A 17,979-nucleotide genomic window follows, 5' to 3' on the forward strand; every position below is an offset into this window, starting at 1 on the left:
GCGCCATCAACGCAACAGTGGCCGCAACAGTTCACGGGCGATGATATGGCGCTGGATTTCCGAGGTGCCTTCCCAGATCCGCTCGATCCGCGCGTTACGCCAGATGCGCTCAACCGGCCCCTCATCCATCAAGCCCATGCCGCCGAAAATCTGCACCGCCTCGTCGGCGACCTTGCCCAGCGTTTCACTGGCAAACAGCTTGGCCATCCCGGCCTCGCCATCGGTCATGCTGCCCTGGTCCATCTTCCAGGCGGTGTGCAGGGTCAGCAGTTCTGCTGCGCGGATCTGTGTGGCCATGTCCGCCAGCTTGAAGCTCACGCCTTGATAGGTGCCGATGGGCTGGCCGAACTGCTTGCGGTCCGCCGCCCATTGCAGCGACACATCCAACGCACGTTGGGCCTGGCCGACGCAGTTGGCGGCCACCATCACACGGCCGGCGGTGAGCCAGGCGTTGGCCACGTCCCAGCCCTTGCCCACTTCGCCCAGTACCTTGGAAGCGGGGACGCGGCAGTCGTCGAAGAACATTTCATAGGTGTGATAACCCCGGTTGCTCACGCACTTGGGGCCGCGACGGATGGTCATGCCGGGCGTGCCACGATCCACCAGGAACGACGTCACGGCGTTGCGCTGCCGGCCGTTGTGTTCGTAGGTATCGGTGACCGCAAACACGATGGCGAAATCAGCGTGCCCGGCGTGGCTGATGAAGTGCTTGCTGCCGTTGATCAAGAAGTCATCACCCCGGCGCACAGCGCGGGTCTTGATGGCATTGGCGTCGGAACCCGCGCCGGGTTCGGTCAGCGCGAAACAGTCGATTTTCTTGCCCTGCACACACGGCAGCAGGTAGTCGCCAATCTGTGCTCCCGTGCACGCCATGAGAATCTTGGACGGCCGCGCGACAAACACATGCAGCGCCCACGAGACCTTGGACAACTCCCGCTCGATCAGGGCCTGGGACAGGTAGTCCAGGCCACCGCCACCCACCTCCTGCGGCATGTTGAACGCATAGAAGCCGGCAGCGATGGCCTTGTCACGGATCTGCGCAGCCAGCTCGGGCGAGACCTCATCGGCACGGTCCACCACCGCCTCATGGGGCAACAATTCCTTGGCAACAAAACTGCGTACCGCGTCCACCAACATGTCTTGCTCTTGGCTGAGTTGGAAATGCATGGCGCTACCTGCTCGGAGGAAGTGGGGTTATTGGCCGCAAAAAGTCGGCAGGCGTTTTTCCATGGACGCGCGCAAGGCCTCGGCGCCATCGGCACTGCGCCCGCACAACAGGCCGGCCGCCCGTTCGGCCTGCAACTGTTCGGGCAGGCTGCGCCCGGCGCCTTCACGGATCAGCGTCTTGGTCTGGGCGAAGGCGAACGTCGGGCCGTTGGCCAGGCGTGCGGCGAGTTCGGTGGTGTGGGCATTGAGCTGATCATCGGCAACGACTTCGCCGACCAGGCCAGTTGCCAAGGCGCGCTCGGCACTCCACAGCTCGTCGAGGAACAGCAGGCGCTTGGCCTGTTCGCTGCCAATCAGGCGCGGCAAGTGCCAACTGGCGCCCGCGTCCGGCGAGTAGGCCATGCTGGTGTAACCGGCCTTGAAGCGCGCCGATTGGGCCGCTATGCGCAGGTCGCAGCATAAGGTCAGGTCCATGCCCGCGCCGACGGCGGTGCCGTTGATCGCGGCAATCGTGGGTTTATCGAGGGTGTGCAGGCGCGTCATCAGCGCATGGGCGGTTTCGGTCCAGCCGTAGGTTTCGAGGGCGCCGCGAGCTTCGGCATCCGCCCACTCGGCCAGGTCGGCACCGGCGCAGAAGCTTCGTCCATTACCGGTCAATACCACCACGCGTACAGCGGCGTCAGTGTTGAACGCATCGAGCAAGGCGTGCAGGTGCTTGAGGGTGGGGATGTCCAGGGCATTGCGCTGCGGGCCACGGTTGAGGGTGATCCAGGCAACACCAGCTGCTACATGAGTGAGCACGGGCGAATCGGCGGTCATGGCTTCCTCGAATTGTTTTATTTGGCCTGAGGGGTGCGACATGAGGCGATACTAAACAAGTGTTCAGTAAGAAGGCAATCAGCAAACTGCAAATTTTTTCAGAAGGGAAAACCGCCTGCCTGAACCTTGCGCTCAGGCGGCTGGAGCAGGCTCAGGGTTTGAGCTGATAACGCTGGCGACCGCCAGCCTGCAGGCCATCCACCCAGGCTTCGCAGATTTGGATGCCCTGTTCGGGCGTAAACGTGCCGGGGTTGAGCCCCGACTCCAGCCACAACCCATCGAGCAATGCGCTCAGGCCGATGGCGGCGAGGTCGGCGTCGAAGTGCTTCCAGCCCTCCTCCCAGGCCATGTCGGTCAGGGCCGAGCGCATGATGGTGCGGTACTCGCCGTAGGAGTGCTCGTGCGCCAGGTTGATCGCCGGTGCGGTCTTTACCGCCCCCCAGAACACCAGCCACGCGTCCAGCAGGTGCGGGTCGAGCAATTCGGCGGAAAACGAGCCCCGGAACAACGCCGACAGGCGCTCCCGAGGGTCCGGCGGCGCCTTGGCCATGGTCGCGCGCAACAGGCTCATGACCTGGTCGGTGATGGTGCGGTAGGCCTCGGCCACCAGTTCGTCCTTGCCCGAATAGTGATGGCTGATCAGCCCCACCGACACCCCGGCCTCGGCACTGATCTTGCGAATCGACGCGCCCTGGAAACCATCACGCTTGAGGCAGGTGAGCGTGGCCTGGACCAGATTGGCCTTGCGCACTTCCGGGTCCATCCGGGAGAAACGGGATTCCTGGGTCATGCGGCGATTTCCTTGGGTTGAGTCGGCAGCACGACTCTACATCAGTCGCGATAACCCGGCGACACCCATCCAGCCCCAGTAGATTCGTGATCTGCGGTAAAGAGTCCTTTTCGGATTCGACGGTTTTTCCGAAGGAACGACAAGCGGATACTCGACTCCATTGTTCAAGCCCTCTTCAGGAGTCACTGATGTCTATCGCTACGCAAAACGTTCCGGCCTTTGGCCTCGGCACCTTCCGTCTGCAAGGCCAGGTGGTGATCGATTCCGTCAGCACTGGCCTCGAGCTGGGCTACCGCGTCATCGACACTGCGCAAATCTATGAGAACGAAGCCGATGTCGGCCAGGCCATTGCCGACAGCGGCATACCGCGCGATGAGCTGTTCATCACCAGCAAGATCTGGATCGCCAACTTCGCCGAAGGCCAGTTGATTCCGAGCCTGCGCGAGAGCCTGCGCAAACTGAAAACCGATTACCTGGACCTCACCCTGATCCACTGGCCCTCGCCGGAGGACCAGGTGCCTGTCGCCGAATTCATGGGCCAGTTGCTGGAGGCCAAGCGCCTGGGCCTGACCCGCCGGATCGGCATTTCCAACTTCACCGTCGACCTGATGAAACAAGCGATTGCGGCGGTAGGTGCGGAGAATATCGCCACCAACCAGATCGAGTTGCACCCCTACCTGCAAAACCGCAAGGTCGTGGATTTTGCCACCGCCAACGGTATCCAGATCACGTCCTACATGACCCTGGCCTACGGCGAAGTGCTCAAGGACCCGGTGATCCAGCAAATCGCCGAGCGCCATCAGGCGACCCCGGCGCAAGTGACACTGGCCTGGGCGATGCAACTGGGTTACGCAGTCATCCCGTCATCGACCAAACGCGCCAACCTGGAAAGCAACCTCAAGGCCCAGCAACTGACCTTGAGCCCTGCGGACATGGCGCAGATGGCCGGGCTGGAACGCGGCCATCGCCTCACCAGCCCCAAGGGTATCGCCCCCCAGTGGGACTAAACCCCAGCCACAGGCGTGCGGGATAACTCCCGCAGCCACGGCAGTACGCGCAGGCCCGTGGCGGCCGCAGGCGGGTCGATGATGTCCATGAAGTGTTCGAGGTTGACGTTGTCCGGCACGCCGGGCAGGCGCACCAGCACTGCCGGCGTTGCGTCGGCAGACAGGCCCAGATCCAGATGGTCATAGACCAGCACATGATGCACCTGGGGTTGAGGACCGCAGGTGTGGATCGCCAGCCCCGCGTTGATGATCAGCACATCGAAAGGCTGTGCCGGAATCGCGGTGAGCAGTTGGACCTCTTCGAAGGTCTGCACCGGTACGATCCGGTGATAACCCAACTGGTTGAGCATTTTTTCGATGTACAGGCGTTGCAGGTGTTGCTCATCGGCAATCAGGATGGTCAGTGCTTTGTTTGGCATGGCGAACCCCTGGGCAGGCAGTGCTCGTCAGTGAGCGAGGCCCATTCTCCAGACATATGCCGACGACAAAATCAGGCTTGTTCCCGTTCCATGTAGGAGTTCTCCCAAATTCGCCGAACGGATACCTGCCTCGGTCAAGGCTGCTTGCAGTACTGACCTAGGCTGTGATGCAAGCCAGTGATAGCCGCGTCCAACGCCTCAACCGCAGCAGCCACTGCATCGCGATCGCGCCTTTCGCACACATCCTCCAAAGCGTCGCAGCAGGCGATCAGCGCCTGGGCCTTGACCATGCGCGCGCCGCCTTTGACACGATGGGCCAGGTCATGCAGCTTGCCGAAATCGGCCCCGTCCCGCAGGGTCGACAGCACTCGGAGGTCCTCTGCAAGACTCGTGAGCAAGGGTGCCAGCAACTCGTTGAGCACGGCAGTGTCATCGCCGGTCAGCATCACCAGCGAGCTCAAATCAAATTGCGCTTTGGCTTCATCCCTTGCAGCGCTGGCCGTGCGCGACGCCAAGGCCGCACGCAGATCGTCAAGCCCAGTGGGCTTGAACAGGCAACCGTCCATGCCGGCCAGCCGGCAGCGCTCAACCTCCTTCGGCTGGGCGTTGGCGGTGAACCCCAGCAGAAGGCAGGGCACCAGGCCGCGCTGACGTTCTTGCGCACGAATATCACGCGCCAACGTGTAGCCGTCCATCACGGGCATATTGCTGTCGGTGATCACCCCGTCAAAATGCCCGGCCTGCCACAACGCAAAGCCTTCGGCGCCATCTTCGGCCGTAACGATCTGATGCCCCAGGAAGGTCAACTGTCGAGCCAGAAGCAAGCGGTTGGCCGGATAGTCATCGACCACCAGAAGTTTCAATGCCTGCGCGATAGGCGCACAGGGGACAGATGAGGAAACCGCTGCTGCCGTGGTCAACGCCAGTGCCAGCGTCACATCCACCCGCGTCCCCTTGCCCAGCACGCTGCTCAGGTGCAGTTGGCCGCCCATCATCTCGCACAGGTTACGGCTGATCACCAACCCCAGGCCGGAACCACTGCGCGCCGACTGCTCGTTATTGCTGCCCTGGATGAACGGGTTGAACAAACGCTGCTGATCTTCGGCGCTGATGCCAATCCCCGTATCTTCCACGCAAAGCCGCAGGTTCAAATGTTCACCGGCCAACACCGATGCGGCTTGGGCACCCAGGCGTATCTGGCCGGAGTGAGTAAATTTGATCGCATTGCCTAACAGGTTCGACACCACTTGCTTGAAGCGCAATGGATCGATCAGTACCAGTCGATCGATGATCGGGTCGAGCTCTACGTGCAGCGACAGCCCTTTATCCCGCGCCAGCCCTTCGAACACCCGCGCCACAGAGGCCAACAGCTCGTGCAGGTTGGCCGGCTCCAGGGTCAGGGACAGGTGGCCGGTTTCGATTCGCGCAATGTCCAGGATATCGCCGATCAGCTCCAGCAAACTGCGCGAAGCCATCGATGCCACTTCCAGCGCATCTCGATCAACATGCCCCTGTTCGGCGTTTTTCTGCGCCAGTTCAATCATGCCGATCACCGCGTTCATCGGCGTTCGGATCTCATGACTCATCGTCGCCAGGAACGTAGTCTTGGCACGGTTGGCGGCATCCGCATCGTCCTTGGCCTCCTGCAACTGGCCCAACAGGCGCTGGCGCTCACTCACGTCCACCCAGCCGGCAATCATGCCTACCACGCTGCCGTTGCTATCACGGTACGGCAGCATCCACTGGTAAATCGTCAGCACACCGCCACCGGGCACCTTCAGCACCCGGTCGTGAATCTGCGGCTCACCGCGCTCCATCAAGTCCAGATAGTCGGCATGGAACGACTGGGCCTGGGGCGGGTTACCCGTATCGGTCTCCACAACAGTCTTGCCGATCACGTCCTCCAACTTGAAGCCGAACACGTCGAGGTACGCGTTGTTGCACGCCATCAAACGCCCCTGGCGATCGCGCACATAAATCGGGTGAGGCGTGCCGTCGATCAGCACGCTCATAAAGCGCATCTGGTCGCTCAGGGCGCGCTCGGCCTGGGCACGCTTGTGAATCAGGTTGCGCAGGTAAAACACCCAGCCCAGGGTGACCAGCAACAACAGCGCGGCCAGACCAAACCCTTGGATAATCACGTTGCGATGACTGACCCAGTAGCTGTCTTCAATAATGATTTCACTGCGCCAATGGTTGGTCAGTTCGTCCATTTCTTCAGGCGTAATACTCAACAACGCCTTCTCAAGGATCGAATACAACTCCAACTGGCTGCGGTTGACGCCGAAGGCAATCCGCGCCGGTTCCGTACCCACCGTGCTGGTGATACGCAGCCGATCGCGATAGTTGCGCGTGATCATGTAGCGTGCGCTGATCAACGAAATGACTGTCGCGTCGGCACTGCCCTTGGCCACCCATTCCATGGCCTGCTCCGGGTTCTCGACGTCGACAAACTCGATCCCTGGATAGTCCCGGGCGATCTGCGCAGCGAGGCTGTTGCCACCAATGAACGCCAGGCGTTTGCCTGGCATGTCCTCCAGGGTCAGCAGACGCTCGTCGCCGGAGCGCACCACCAGCACATAGGGATTGGACAGGTAGGGTCGGGTAAAGCGCACCTTTTCGGAACGCTCGACACTGGGCGTGATCACCGCCAACATGTCCATCTGGCCGGCGCTGACCTCGTCGACTTGCCGAGGCAGCGAACTGCCCTGCACCACTTCGAACTTCAAGCCCGTGCGTAAGCTGATCCGCGACAATACCTCGTCACTCAACCCCACGAACTGCCCTTGTTCATTGAAAAATGACAGCGGCACGAACTTATCCAGTACTGCCACTCTCACCCGGGGATGCTTCTCCAGCCAACGCTGCTCGCTGTCACTCAAGCGCAATCGGTCAGCCTCCAGGAACCCACTGCCGCCGGCACTCCAACGACGCAGGATTTCCATCTGCTGGCTGGCCGGGATAGCAGCCAGCGCGGCATTGACGATCGTCAACAGGCGCTGGTTGTCGGCCGTAAACGCGAACCCGAACGGGTTGACCTCGAGGGCGGAAAAGTCTGCCATGCGCACGTTATTAAGGTGGTTCTTGTTGATCAGATAGCGAGCGCTGATGGCATCGCCCAAGTAGACGTCCGCCTGGCCGAAGGCCACGGCACCGATGGCCTGATGGGTCGAACCGTACAACAACAGTTGCGCCTTGGGGTAAAAGGCCTGCACAGCGTCGGGTTGCATATAGTGATAGAGCATCGCCACGCGCTTGCCGGCCAGGTCGACGCTCAAGGAATGGCTTTCACCCGTGCGGGTCACCAGCACCGGTTGATCATTGGCGTAGGAACGCGACAGTACCAACGTCTTGTCGGCCGCCTCATAACCATTGGCTGACCCTACCAGATCCACCTCGCCCAGCTTGAGCGCCTCGATCACTTCATCACGGGTGTCGTAGCGCCGAACCTCGATAGGTACATTCAAGATCAGGCTGATCAGCCACGTGTAGTCAGCCGTGATGCCTTCAAAATCGTTGTCGTTGCTCAGGTCGAACGGTGCGTAGTCGGGTGCCGACACCCCCATCACCAAACTGCGGCGCTCGCGCAACCACCGCCAGTCGCTGTCATCCAGCGCTACTGTTGGGTGTTCGAGGGTGGAATGGCCGAGCAGTCGCAGGGCATGTGGCTCATCCAGGGCCATCGCTGCACAGGGCAACAGCCCCATCAGCAGGATGGCCGTGAATCTCACCAGCCGGGAGGTGGTCATTTCAGATCAGATCAGATGATTGCGCTGGGCAAACTTGGACAGGTGCACCACCGACGACATGCGCAACTTCTCTTTGAGGCGGGTCTTATAGGTGCTGATGGTCTTGTGGCTCAACAGCATATCCTCGGCGATTTCCTTGTTGCTCAGGCCCAGCGCCAGTTTTTGCAGTACCGTCAATTCGCGGTCGGACAGCGCCTCCACCAACTCCTGTTCGGAGGTCTGCAAATCGTCGCGGCGCACTGAACTGGTGGGCAGGCTGGGGAAGCAACTGTAACCAGAGCGGATTGCCCTGATTGCCTTTTGCAGTTCATCGAGCTCACCGGTCTTGGCAACGAAACCCATGGCCCCAGCGCGCATGCAGCGCGTGGAGAAAAACACCGCCAGATACGAGGTCAGTACCAGGATCTTGCAGGGCAGTCCCAGCGCCTTTATCCGGCTGATCACCTCCAGCCCGCCAAGTTTTGGCATTGCCAGATCGAGGATAACCAGATCCGGGTGCTCCTCCCGAGCAATCTGCATGGCGTCGGCGCCGTTGCCCGCTTCAAAGATGGTATCGAAGCCCTCCTGCTTCAACAGGTACTTCACGGTGGCGCGGATAAAAGGGTGATCGTCCACAATCAAAGCTTTGCTGCTCATAAGACTCCCCGAGGGATCAGTACGCTTACATATCACACGGGACCTATCTACCTGTGAAAAGTAACAGTTCCGACAAACGGTACTGATTACTCTGCATGACACTTCAGGCAGTACAGACCCCTCCTTTTGATAGAACACGCTAAACACGTAGAGCTGCGGACTGCTTCCTGGGCAGACGCAAGCGCGCAACCTTAACAACGGCGTGTCCGCTCAAATGAAGGGATAGTCTCTAATGCTTGTAGGACTTTTCCTTGTCACAGCATAGCCAGCTTTACGCAGGGCAATGCCTGACAGCGGGGGACTACTCGGTGGTACTGGGGCTCCAGAACGCCTGCACCACCAGGGTCGACATCGAAATTCGCGCCACCAGGGCGTCCAGCTCATCACCGTCTACCGAGGTCACGGCCAGGGTGGCTTCGATTTCCACTTCTTCCGTGCCAAAAGGCCGCACGTCAACGTCGCTGGCGGGATAGTTACAGCGTGCAAGCTCGGCTTCCAGCAAGGCCAGTACGGCCTTCTGCTGAGTACGCCGGGCAATCACATACAGGATGTTGGTAACTTCCGCCGACACCACGTCCAGTGGCTGACGGTTGATGTTATTGACGATCGGCCGCAGCAAGGTGTTGGCCGCCAGTATGAACAGCGTGCCCAGCAGCGCTTCGAGGACCAGGTCGGCGCCCGCGCAAGCACCCACCGCCGCCGATGCCCAGAGGGTGGCAGCCGTGTTGAGCCCGCGCACATTGCCTTCTTCGCGCATGATCACGCCGGCGCCGAGAAAGCCGATGCCCGACACCACATAGGCCACTACCCGCACCGCGCCTTCCGCGCCCCCCAGGCGGCTGGCCATGTCGACGAAAATCGCCGCGCCCACCGCCACCAGCACGTTAGTGCGTAGGCCTGCCGTGCGCTGGCGGTACTGACGCTCAAAACCGATCAGGCCACCCAGGATGAAGGCTGCGGTGAGGCTGACCAGGGTGTCGACCAGGGATTCGAGGTTGATGTTGTTGATTGCTTGCATAGGAAATCTTCCCTGTTCATTGCCAGCCAAACTTACGGATGTAGTACCCCTTCACCGCCTGGGTCAGCGCCATGTACGCCAGCAGGATCACCGGCAGGAACACGAAATACAGCGACGGCAGCGCCTGCAGTTTGAAGTAGTGCGCCAGTGGCCCCATCGGCAGGAAAATCCCCACCGCCATGATCACGCCCGTCATCACCATCAACGGCATCGCCGCACGGCTTTGCAGGAACGGGATCTTCGGGGTGCGGATCATGTGCACGATCAGCGTCTGGGTCAGCAGCCCCACCACGAACCAGCCGGACTGGAACAGGGTCTGGTGGTCGGGGGTGTTGGCATCGAAGACATACCACATGAGTGCGAACGTGGTGATGTCAAAGATCGAGCTGATCGGCCCGAAAAACAGCATGAAACGGCCGACATCTCCCGGTTGCCAACGCTGTGGTTTGCTCAGCATCTCGTCATCGACGTTATCGAACGGGATCGCAATCTGCGAAATGTCATACAGCAGGTTCTGCACCAGCAGGTGCATCGGCAGCATCGGCAGGAACGGGATGAACGCACTGGCCACCAGCACCGAAAACACATTGCCGAAGTTGGAACTGGCGGTCATCTTGATGTACTTGAGCATGTTGGCGAAGGTGCGCCGGCCTTCCAGCACGCCCTCCTCCAGGATCATCAGGCTCTTTTCCAACAAGATGATATCGGCCGCTTCCTTGGCGATGTCCACCGCACTGTCCACGGAAATACCGATATCGGCGGTACGCAGTGCCGGCGCATCGTTGATGCCATCCCCCATGAAGCCCACCACATGCCCGTTGGCCTTGAGCAGGCGCACGATGCGCTCCTTGTGGCTTGGCGTCAGCTTGGCGAACACATTGGTGGTTTCCACGGCCTTGGCCAGTTCGGCGTCGGTCATGTCCTCGATGTCGTTGCCCATCAGCAGGCCTTGTTGCTCCAGGCCCACTTCACGGCAGATCTTGGCGGTGACCAATTCGTTGTCACCCGTCAGCACCTTCACGGCAACACCGTGGGCCTTGAGCGCCTTGAGCGCGGGCGCGGTGCTTTCCTTCGGTGGGTCGAGGAAGGCAACGTAGCCGATCAGGGTGAGGTTCTTTTCATCCGCCAGGCTGTAGGTGTCGCGCCCCGGTGCCATCGGCTGTGCGGCCACGGCGACTACGCGCAGGCCTTCTTCGTTGAACGCAGCGGTCACCTGCCGGATGCGTGTCAGCAGTTCCTCGGTCAGCGCCTCGTTGGTCTCGCCATGGCGCACGTTGTTGCACACCGAGAGAATTTCTTCCACGGCGCCCTTGCAGATCAGCAGGTGCGGTTGGCCCTGTTCGGCGACCACCACCGACATGCGGCGACGGTTGAAGTCGAACGGGATCTCATCAATTTTCTGGAATGCAGTGCCGACTTTCAGCTCGCGATGCACCTCCACGTGCTCCAGCACCGCCACATCCAGCAGGTTTTTCAGGCCGGTCTGGTAGTAGCTGTTGAGGTAGGCCATTTCCAGCACGTCATCGGACTCTTCGCCCCACACATCCACGTGGCGTGCCAGGAAGATCTTGTCCTGGGTCAGGGTGCCGGTCTTGTCGGTGCACAGCACGTCCATGGCGCCGAAGTTCTGGATCGCGTCCAGGCGCTTGACGATGACTTTTTTCCGCGACAGGAACACCGCGCCTTTGGCCAGGGTGGAGGTCACGATCATCGGCAGCATTTCCGGGGTCAGGCCCACGGCAATCGACAGCGCGAACAGCAGCGCTTCGGTCCAGTCACCCTTGGTGAAGCCGTTGATGAACAGTACCAGCGGCGCCATCACGAACATGAAGCGGATGAGCAACCAGCTGACCTTGTTGACGCCGTGCTGGAACGAAGTGGTTGCACGGTCGGTGGCGGTCACACGCTGGGCCAGCGCGCCGAAATAGGTGCTGTTGCCAGTGGTCAGGATCACTGCCGTCGCCGCGCCGGACACCACGTTGGTGCCCATGAACAGGATGTTTTCCAGGTCCAGCGGGTTGCGGGTGTGGGCGTCGTGCTGGTGGGCAAACTTTTCCACCGGCATCGATTCGCCGGTCATCGCCGCCTGGCTGACGAACAGGTCCTTGGCACTGAGCACACGGCAATCGGCGGGGATCATGTCACCGGCGGACAGCACAATCAGGTCGCCCGGCACCAATTGCTTGATCGGCAGTTCAATGCGCTTGGCTTCATCGCGGCGCAGCACCGTGGCGGTGTTGCTCACCATCGCCTTGAGGGCATCGGCAGCCTTGTTGGACTTGGCTTCCTGCCAGAAGCGCAGCAGCGTCGACAGCACCACCATGGAGAAAATCACCGTGGCGGCCTTCATGTCTTCGGTCAGCCAGGAGATCACCGCCAGCAGGGTCAGCAGCAGGTTGAACGGGTTTTTGTAGCAGTGCCACAGGTGCACCCACCAAGGCAGCGGCTGCTCATGCTCGACTTCGTTGAGGCCGTATTGCACGCGCAGGGCGTCGGCTTCCTGAGTGTTCAACCCCTCGGCGTGGCTGCCCAGGGTGCCGAGCAATTGCACGGCACTGCTGTTGGCCGAGACCACCAGGGTTTGCGCCAGGGTCGGCGGCACTTCGCGGCTGACGCTGGCGTCGGTCACGGTTTCGAGCATCGCCAGGCGGCGGAAATGCCGGGCAATGTGCCGGGTCCGCAGGAAGCCGGCGAAGAACTCTTTGAGCAGAGTGAGGTTCATGGTGTTACTCCTGCGCGAGGAAAAAACCGTCGTGCAGGTACCGCCGTGTGCGCCGCACCCTTTTTACAGGCACAGCCACCCTGGCCCGCCTGCCGCAAAGGGCTGGCGCGTCCGTAGCATCCCGAGGTAAGCCGGGCGCTGGTCAGCGTCGATGAGAGGGATTCGGGCAGGAGCCAGGACTGGCCGCTGCCGGGATGCCGCTTCTCGCTTTTAGTGGCGAGACAACGGCATCGGAAAAATGCGCGTTACCTTGCCAAGCCTGTGCCGGTTACCGAAACCGGCCGACTACTGTCACTCGAACAAGTACCCACTGAGGGTCTCCGCTATTGATGAAAACGCGCGAAGCTTACGCCCCGATGATGGGAGAGTAAACCGTAGGAAAGTTTCCGTATGGTGAATAAGAGGATTCTTCAGGGAGGGTTCAGGAAGCGTTTGTCTTGGAGGTCTCAATCATCCCGCGTCAGTACTTCCAGCAACTCAATCTCAAAACGCAGGTTACTGTTGGGCTTGATATGCGCGCCCATCGACCGCTCGCCATAGGCTAGATGCGCCGGCACGTACAAGGTCCGCACACCGCCGACCTGCATGCCCATCAAGCCCAAGTCCCAGCCCTTGATCACCCGTCCGGTGCCGATCACACACTGGAACGGCTTGCCGCGCTCCCAGGACGAATCGAACACCGTGCCGTCCTCCAGGGTGCCTGTGTATTGGGTGGTGATCAGCGCGCCCTTGACAACGGCTTTGCCGGTGCCGGGGCGGATGTCGGTGATTTGGAGTTCTTCGGGGCTCATGGGGAATCCGTTGGATAGATAGTGTTTGCTTGAGTTGGTTTACGCTGAAAGCTCGCGCAATGCAGCAGTCGCCAGGAACCCTGACCGCGATGCATAGCGATGGTCCTTCTGCACACGCTCATCAATGCGTTGCAACAGATGTTCCGGCAAAGAGGCATTAAACCGCACTGACTTGCCCAGATAGGGCGTTAGATCAAAGTCAATGATCGCCCAGACACCACCTGCGAAATCCGGATTACCTATATGAGCATCAACCTCCTGCGCCTGAGGAAGCTGTTCTTGATCGGCAACCAGGCCTTCAAGGTGCAAAGCCAATGCTTCACGAACATTATCCAATGCTTCGGAGAAAGATCCACCCGCCGAGAAACACCCCGGCACATCAGGAACGGTCACGCTGTAATCCGAGTCAGCGTCTTTATGCACTACCACTGGGAATTTCATTGATCCTCCTCTGGACGAGCCCTTCGGCGCTCGTCCAACGCTCCAGCAGAGTCATTGCTTGAGCCCTGCTGACTTGAAAATACTGTGTAGAGTGCCCTTGGCAATCTCCGCCTTGGGATGAGGGACGGTTACTCTCCCCCGCTTCACAGGGTGTTTGAACTGGTGATGACTCCCCTTCACCGCCACCTCAACCCAACCATCTGCAACCAACAGGTCAATCACCTCTCGACTTCTCATCGCCCACCCTTAGGTGTGTATATTACACACCGCTAAATGGCAATGCGTTTTTTGTACACACATGACACACCAATGAAAAAAGCCCGCCGCCCCTCAAGCAAGCTTGCGTGCCGTGATGATGACGATGTGCGAAACCTTTGCGCCAGAGAACTAATGTCAGTTTTTGTGCCTTGATCTTATGGCGCCACAAGGAATATTGGAGAGATGAAACACCTCAAATCAGTGACATTTCCCTTTAACTCGCAGGACGTTTCCGAGAGAATCCCAACCGCTTGCGCCGCTCAAATCACGTGGCTAGTCTTCGTCGGTCACTGCCAATTCAGTGACTCGGGGTTTGGTAGACCACGAGTGATTAGGCGCTAAGCGCCCCCTTATGCAAGGCGCTTTTTTTCGGCCCTGCGTTATGGTGGCCGTGCGCAGGGCACCTTCGGGTGCACCGGGTCCTAATCACCGGTCTACCAATCTGCGTACGGTCACCACCCTTAAAGTCGTTTGGTAGCGATGGTGGTGACATTCCAACTTAGATTAGGAGTTGAACCCATGGACAAACCTGTCCCCGCGCCACCCGCTTCAGAACTGCAATTCTTCACCACCACCCCAGACCTCAGCTTCGAAGACGCCCTGGCCCACGCCAGTAGCGTGTTGCGTTGTGCCGCCGTTGCGGCGCAAACGGCCGGGGATCAACTGGAAGGGACTTCACGCACGTTGGTGCTGTCGGTCATGCATCTGGTGGACATGGCCAGTGTGATGGTGGATCGGTCGCTGGAGTGTATGCAGCCGAGCTGAATGAGTTACGGCAAGAAGCCTTGCTTCTTGCCGTAACTAAGCGCTTCAGATTGGCAGGCGCCAACTGACAACCTAAACGGAAGCACCTGATTTACACCTTGCCGCCCTATCACCTCTTATGTAGAGCAGTCCCCCATAAGAGTCCCCTGCAATGAACCCAGCTATCAGCCCTGTCCGCGTTTCTGTCGTGCAGTTTGATCCCCAGGTAGGAACGCAGCACCGCACCGCTAACCTGCAGCACAGCCTTGCGCTCGCAACTGAAGCGGCCAACGGCGGCGCCACACTGATCGTGCTTCCAGAACTTTCAAACTGCGGTTACTTCTTCGCCAATCGCCAAGATGCCTTTGACCATGCCGAAATTGTTCCGAACGGAAGAAGCGTGCAGGTATGGATCGAATTTGCTTCCCGGCATCGTGTGTATCTGGCTGCGGGCGTTAGCGAACTAGACGGCATGCAATTGTTCAACACCAGCGTCCTGATAGGCCCGGACGGCTTTATCGGCAAGTACCGCAAAGCGCACCTCTGGAACTTGGAAAAACTATGGTTCACCCCTGGGAACACAGGTTTCCCTGTCTTTGATACTCCCATTGGACGTATCGGCATGCTGATCTGCTGGGACATCTGGTTTCCCGAGGTACCGCGCATTCTCAGCCAGCAAGGCGCCGATATCATTTGTAGCCTGAACAACTGGGTATGGACCCCTCCCCCGTTATTTGATGAGGCCGGCAAGTGCATGGCGTCTTACCTGACGATGACCGCAGCGCACGTCAATAACGTGTTTATCGCAGCAGCCAGTCGAATTGGTGAAGAGCGTGATGCCCGTTATCTCGGGTGCTCATTGATTGCCGGGACCAATGGTTGGCCCATCGGCAAGGTGGCGTCGGCGAACCGCCAGGAGATTCTGTTTGCCGATATCGACCTCAGCAGCGCGCGCAGCGCACCGATCTGGAACAATCTCAATGACCTGCAAAGGGATCGGCGCGCTGATATCTATGATCAGATGCTTGGCTACACCCAGCACCCGGCACTCCCACGCTGAGAGAAGGAGACACACCCAACACTACCACTGTGGTCCTTATAGCCACCGCCAGAACCGACTCCAAAACCCCCGCCCCAAATCATCCTTGCACCGCGCATATTGCGCCGCATACAGCTGCGACCGCGCCTGTACCTTGCTGGCCACCGGCGGCAGCCAGGCCTTGGCGGCGTAGGTGCGCTGACGATAGCCGCCCCAGCCTTCGTGGTAGTTCAGGTACTGGCCGTAGGCGTCGTATTTGTACACGCCGTTGACGGTGTAGGTCTTGTCCATGTACCAGCCGACAAAGTCGATGCCATCGTCGAAGTCCTGGCGACTGGCGCCGCTGCGGCCGGTGCTCTTGCGGTAGTCGTTCCACACCTCGTCCTTGGCCTGGGCGTAGCCGGCGGCGGTGGAGACGCGCCCCCAGGGGATGATCCACAGCAGGTATTTGCGCGGGGCCAGGGCGTCCTGGTGGAAGCCGGACTCCTGATACATGATGGCGAACGGCACCTGGATCGGCACGCCCCAGCGTTTTTGCGTGACTTTGGCGGCGTCGTACCAGTCGTCCTTTTCGCGGAAGATGCCGCACAGGTCATTCGGCGTGCGTGGCGGCGAGGTGCCGCACGCCGCCAACAGGGAGGTGAGTAACAACAGTCCGACGGCTTTGCCTGCGCTCACGGGGCACCTTTGCGAGATATGCGTAAAAGGCCGGCATTCTACGCGCCCCCTGCGCGGGATGCCGAGTGGTGGCTCATCCCAGCCGGTTCAATGCCAGTGCCCCAGTAATGCATCCGCACTATCCTGAGCCCCAGGTGTCGTACTCCCATATGCCGAACCCCAGGAGAACCCATGACCCAGGATGTGCTTGCCAAGGAAACCAACCGCCGCCAATTGCAGCAGATCATCTCCGGGCTATCCGACGGCGTGATCCTGGCCGAGGTCGATCAAACCATCCTGTGGGCCAATGAGGCCGCACTGACCATGCACGGCGTGCATGACGTGATGGGGCTGGGGGCCAACGGGCAGCAATATGCCGAGCGCTTTGTCCTGCGCTATCGCAACAACCACCCGGTGCAGGCGGACAACTACCCGCTGGCCAGGGCCGCCGCGGGCGATGAGTTCAGCGATGTGGTGGTGGAAGTCACCCCCATTGCCGATGAGGAAAAGACCTGGGTGCACCGCTTGCGCAGCCTGGTGATCACTGACTCCCGCGGTGAAGCGGAATTGCTGGTACTGATCCTCAGCGACGCCACCGAGTGGGCCAGCGCCGAACAGCGCTTCGAAAAAACCTTCAACGCCAACCCGGCGCCGGCGGTGATCTGTCGCCTGAGCGACTTGCGTTATATCAAGGTCAACCAGGGTTTCCTGGAGATGACCGGCTACAACCGCGACCAGATCATCGGCAAATCCGTGTATGAACTGGATGTGCTGGAACAGGCCGAACGCAAGGACCTGGCCATCCAGCGCCTGGGCGAAGGCGCGACCATCCCGCAGATGCAGGCCGAACTGCGGCTGCCCGAAGGCGGCAGCAAGCTGGTGATCGTCGCCGGCCAGCCATTGGACATGAACGAAGAGGACTGCATGCTGTTTTCCTTCATGGACCTGGAGCCACGGCGCAAAGCGGAAATCGCCCTGCGCCAGAGTGAGGAACGTTTCGCCAAATCCTTCCGCCTGACCCCGGTGCCGACCCTGGTGTGCAACGCCAGCAACCACCAGGTGGTGGACGTCAACGAAGCCTTCATGAGCATCACCGGTTATACCAGTGAAGAGTTGATCGGCAAGTCGATCGAGGACATCGACTTTATCGACAGCCCCCAGGCTGGCGCGCAGCTGTTCGCCCGCCTGGAAAAAGCCGGCAACCTCGACGGCCAGGACCTCAAGGTACGCAAGAAAGGCAACGAGGTGATCGACTGCGTGGTCTCCGCCGACACGGTCATCATCCAGGACGTGCCCTGCTACCTGCTGGTGATGATGAACATCACCGAACGCAAACGCTCGGAGCTGGAACTGGTGGCGGCCATCGAGGAAGTGATGCAGGACGCCTCGTGGTTCAGCCAGACCCTCATCGAAAAACTGGCCAACGCCAAGAGCGTCAACAGCGCCAGCCAGTCGAACGTGGCCTTCACCGACCTCACCGCCCGCGAGCGCGATGTGCTGGGCCTGATCTGCGAGGGGCTGGCCGACAAGGAGATCGCCTCGCGCCTGAAACTGGCGCCCAACACCGTGCGTAACCATGTGGCCACGGTGTATTCCAAACTGGGGGTGCACAGCCGCAGCGCGGCGATCGTCTGGGCCCGTGAACGCGGGCTGTTTGCCGGGGAATTGCGGGTCAAAAACAAGCCATGACAGTGCAAATGCACTAGTACACCTAGTGCGAAT

Annotated in this window: 16 protein-coding genes; 4 read left to right on the forward strand and 12 right to left on the reverse strand. The window is 60.2% G+C overall.

From position 1 onward, the window contains the following. Positions 1-6: 6 nt before the first annotated feature. The 3 genes from NL123_RS20095 to NL123_RS20105 all read right to left on the reverse strand — a co-directional run bounded on the left by NL123_RS20095 (position 7) and on the right by NL123_RS20105 (position 2,776). Entirely contained in the window at positions 7-1,167 is a 1,161-nt protein-coding gene (locus NL123_RS20095; RefSeq protein ID WP_494356190.1) for an acyl-CoA dehydrogenase family protein, read from the reverse strand. A 27-nt stretch (positions 1,168-1,194) separates the two neighbouring features. Further along, complete coding sequence (locus tag NL123_RS20100; RefSeq protein ID WP_494356191.1) at positions 1,195-1,986, reverse strand: enoyl-CoA hydratase/isomerase family protein; 792 nt, start codon at positions 1,984-1,986, stop codon at positions 1,195-1,197. A gap of 151 nt (positions 1,987-2,137) precedes the next feature. Further along, positions 2,138-2,776 carry a TetR family transcriptional regulator C-terminal domain-containing protein gene (locus NL123_RS20105; protein ID WP_248487583.1) on the reverse strand — a complete coding sequence of 213 codons (639 nt, stop codon included), beginning with the start codon at positions 2,774-2,776 and terminating at the stop codon, positions 2,138-2,140. Positions 2,777-2,964: 188 nt separating this feature from the next. Here NL123_RS20105 and dkgB point away from each other — a divergent pair, with 188 nt between their 5' ends. Further along, the gene (dkgB, locus tag NL123_RS20110) at positions 2,965-3,783 is read left to right on the forward strand and encodes a 2,5-didehydrogluconate reductase DkgB (protein WP_494356192.1); all 819 of its coding nucleotides are present in this window, start codon (positions 2,965-2,967) and stop codon (positions 3,781-3,783) included. On the opposite strand, the gene NL123_RS20115 is transcribed toward dkgB, so the two are convergent. The 8 genes from NL123_RS20115 to NL123_RS20150 all read right to left on the reverse strand — a co-directional run bounded on the left by NL123_RS20115 (position 3,780) and on the right by NL123_RS20150 (position 13,796). Continuing rightward, complete coding sequence (locus NL123_RS20115) at positions 3,780-4,202, reverse strand: ANTAR domain-containing protein (RefSeq protein WP_092249752.1); 423 nt, start codon at positions 4,200-4,202, stop codon at positions 3,780-3,782. The genes dkgB and NL123_RS20115 overlap by 4 nt on opposite strands. A 134-nt stretch (positions 4,203-4,336) precedes the next feature. Further along, on the reverse strand, positions 4,337-7,951 hold the full coding sequence (locus NL123_RS20120; RefSeq protein ID WP_494356193.1) for a transporter substrate-binding domain-containing protein: 3,615 nt from the start codon (positions 7,949-7,951) through the stop codon (positions 4,337-4,339). A 6-nt stretch (positions 7,952-7,957) separates the two neighbouring features. Beyond that, complete coding sequence (locus NL123_RS20125; RefSeq protein WP_248487577.1) at positions 7,958-8,587, reverse strand: response regulator transcription factor; 630 nt, start codon at positions 8,585-8,587, stop codon at positions 7,958-7,960. A gap of 301 nt (positions 8,588-8,888) precedes the next feature. Then, a complete protein-coding gene (locus NL123_RS20130) occupies positions 8,889-9,605 on the reverse strand; it encodes an MgtC/SapB family protein (RefSeq protein WP_058427147.1) in 717 nt (238 codons plus the stop codon). A 16-nt stretch (positions 9,606-9,621) separates the two neighbouring features. Further along, positions 9,622-12,327: a magnesium-translocating P-type ATPase gene (gene mgtA, locus NL123_RS20135; RefSeq protein WP_248487576.1), complete on the reverse strand. Its 2,706-nt coding sequence runs from the start codon at positions 12,325-12,327 to the stop codon at positions 9,622-9,624. Positions 12,328-12,773: 446 nt separating this feature from the next. Further along, a complete protein-coding gene (locus NL123_RS20140) occupies positions 12,774-13,118 on the reverse strand; it encodes an FKBP-type peptidyl-prolyl cis-trans isomerase (protein WP_248487574.1) in 345 nt (114 codons plus the stop codon). Positions 13,119-13,157: 39 nt separating this feature from the next. Beyond that, complete coding sequence (locus NL123_RS20145; protein ID WP_016977415.1) at positions 13,158-13,559, reverse strand: type II toxin-antitoxin system HicB family antitoxin; 402 nt, start codon at positions 13,557-13,559, stop codon at positions 13,158-13,160. A gap of 51 nt (positions 13,560-13,610) precedes the next feature. Then, entirely contained in the window at positions 13,611-13,796 is a 186-nt protein-coding gene (locus NL123_RS20150) for a type II toxin-antitoxin system HicA family toxin (RefSeq protein ID WP_081049342.1), read from the reverse strand. A gap of 540 nt (positions 13,797-14,336) precedes the next feature. Here NL123_RS20150 and NL123_RS20155 point away from each other — a divergent pair. Further along, positions 14,337-14,582 carry a DUF6124 family protein gene (locus NL123_RS20155; protein ID WP_016976709.1) on the forward strand — a complete coding sequence of 82 codons (246 nt, stop codon included), beginning with the start codon at positions 14,337-14,339 and terminating at the stop codon, positions 14,580-14,582. Positions 14,583-14,733: 151 nt separating this feature from the next. Then, the gene (locus NL123_RS20160) at positions 14,734-15,621 is read left to right on the forward strand and encodes a nitrilase family protein (protein ID WP_248487572.1); all 888 of its coding nucleotides are present in this window, start codon (positions 14,734-14,736) and stop codon (positions 15,619-15,621) included. 36 nt (positions 15,622-15,657) lie between these two features. On the opposite strand, the gene NL123_RS20165 is transcribed toward NL123_RS20160, so the two are convergent. Further along, positions 15,658-16,278, reverse strand: a complete 621-nt coding sequence (locus tag NL123_RS20165; RefSeq protein WP_494356194.1) for a transglycosylase SLT domain-containing protein — start codon at positions 16,276-16,278, stop codon at positions 15,658-15,660. 171 nt (positions 16,279-16,449) lie between these two features. On the opposite strand from NL123_RS20165, the gene NL123_RS20170 reads away from it, so the two are divergent. Continuing rightward, the gene (locus tag NL123_RS20170; protein WP_494356195.1) at positions 16,450-17,946 is read left to right on the forward strand and encodes a PAS domain S-box protein; all 1,497 of its coding nucleotides are present in this window, start codon (positions 16,450-16,452) and stop codon (positions 17,944-17,946) included. The last annotated feature ends 33 nt before the right edge of the window (positions 17,947-17,979 follow it).

The sequence above is a fragment of the Pseudomonas sp. FBCC-B1565 genome, from assembly GCF_059133265.1.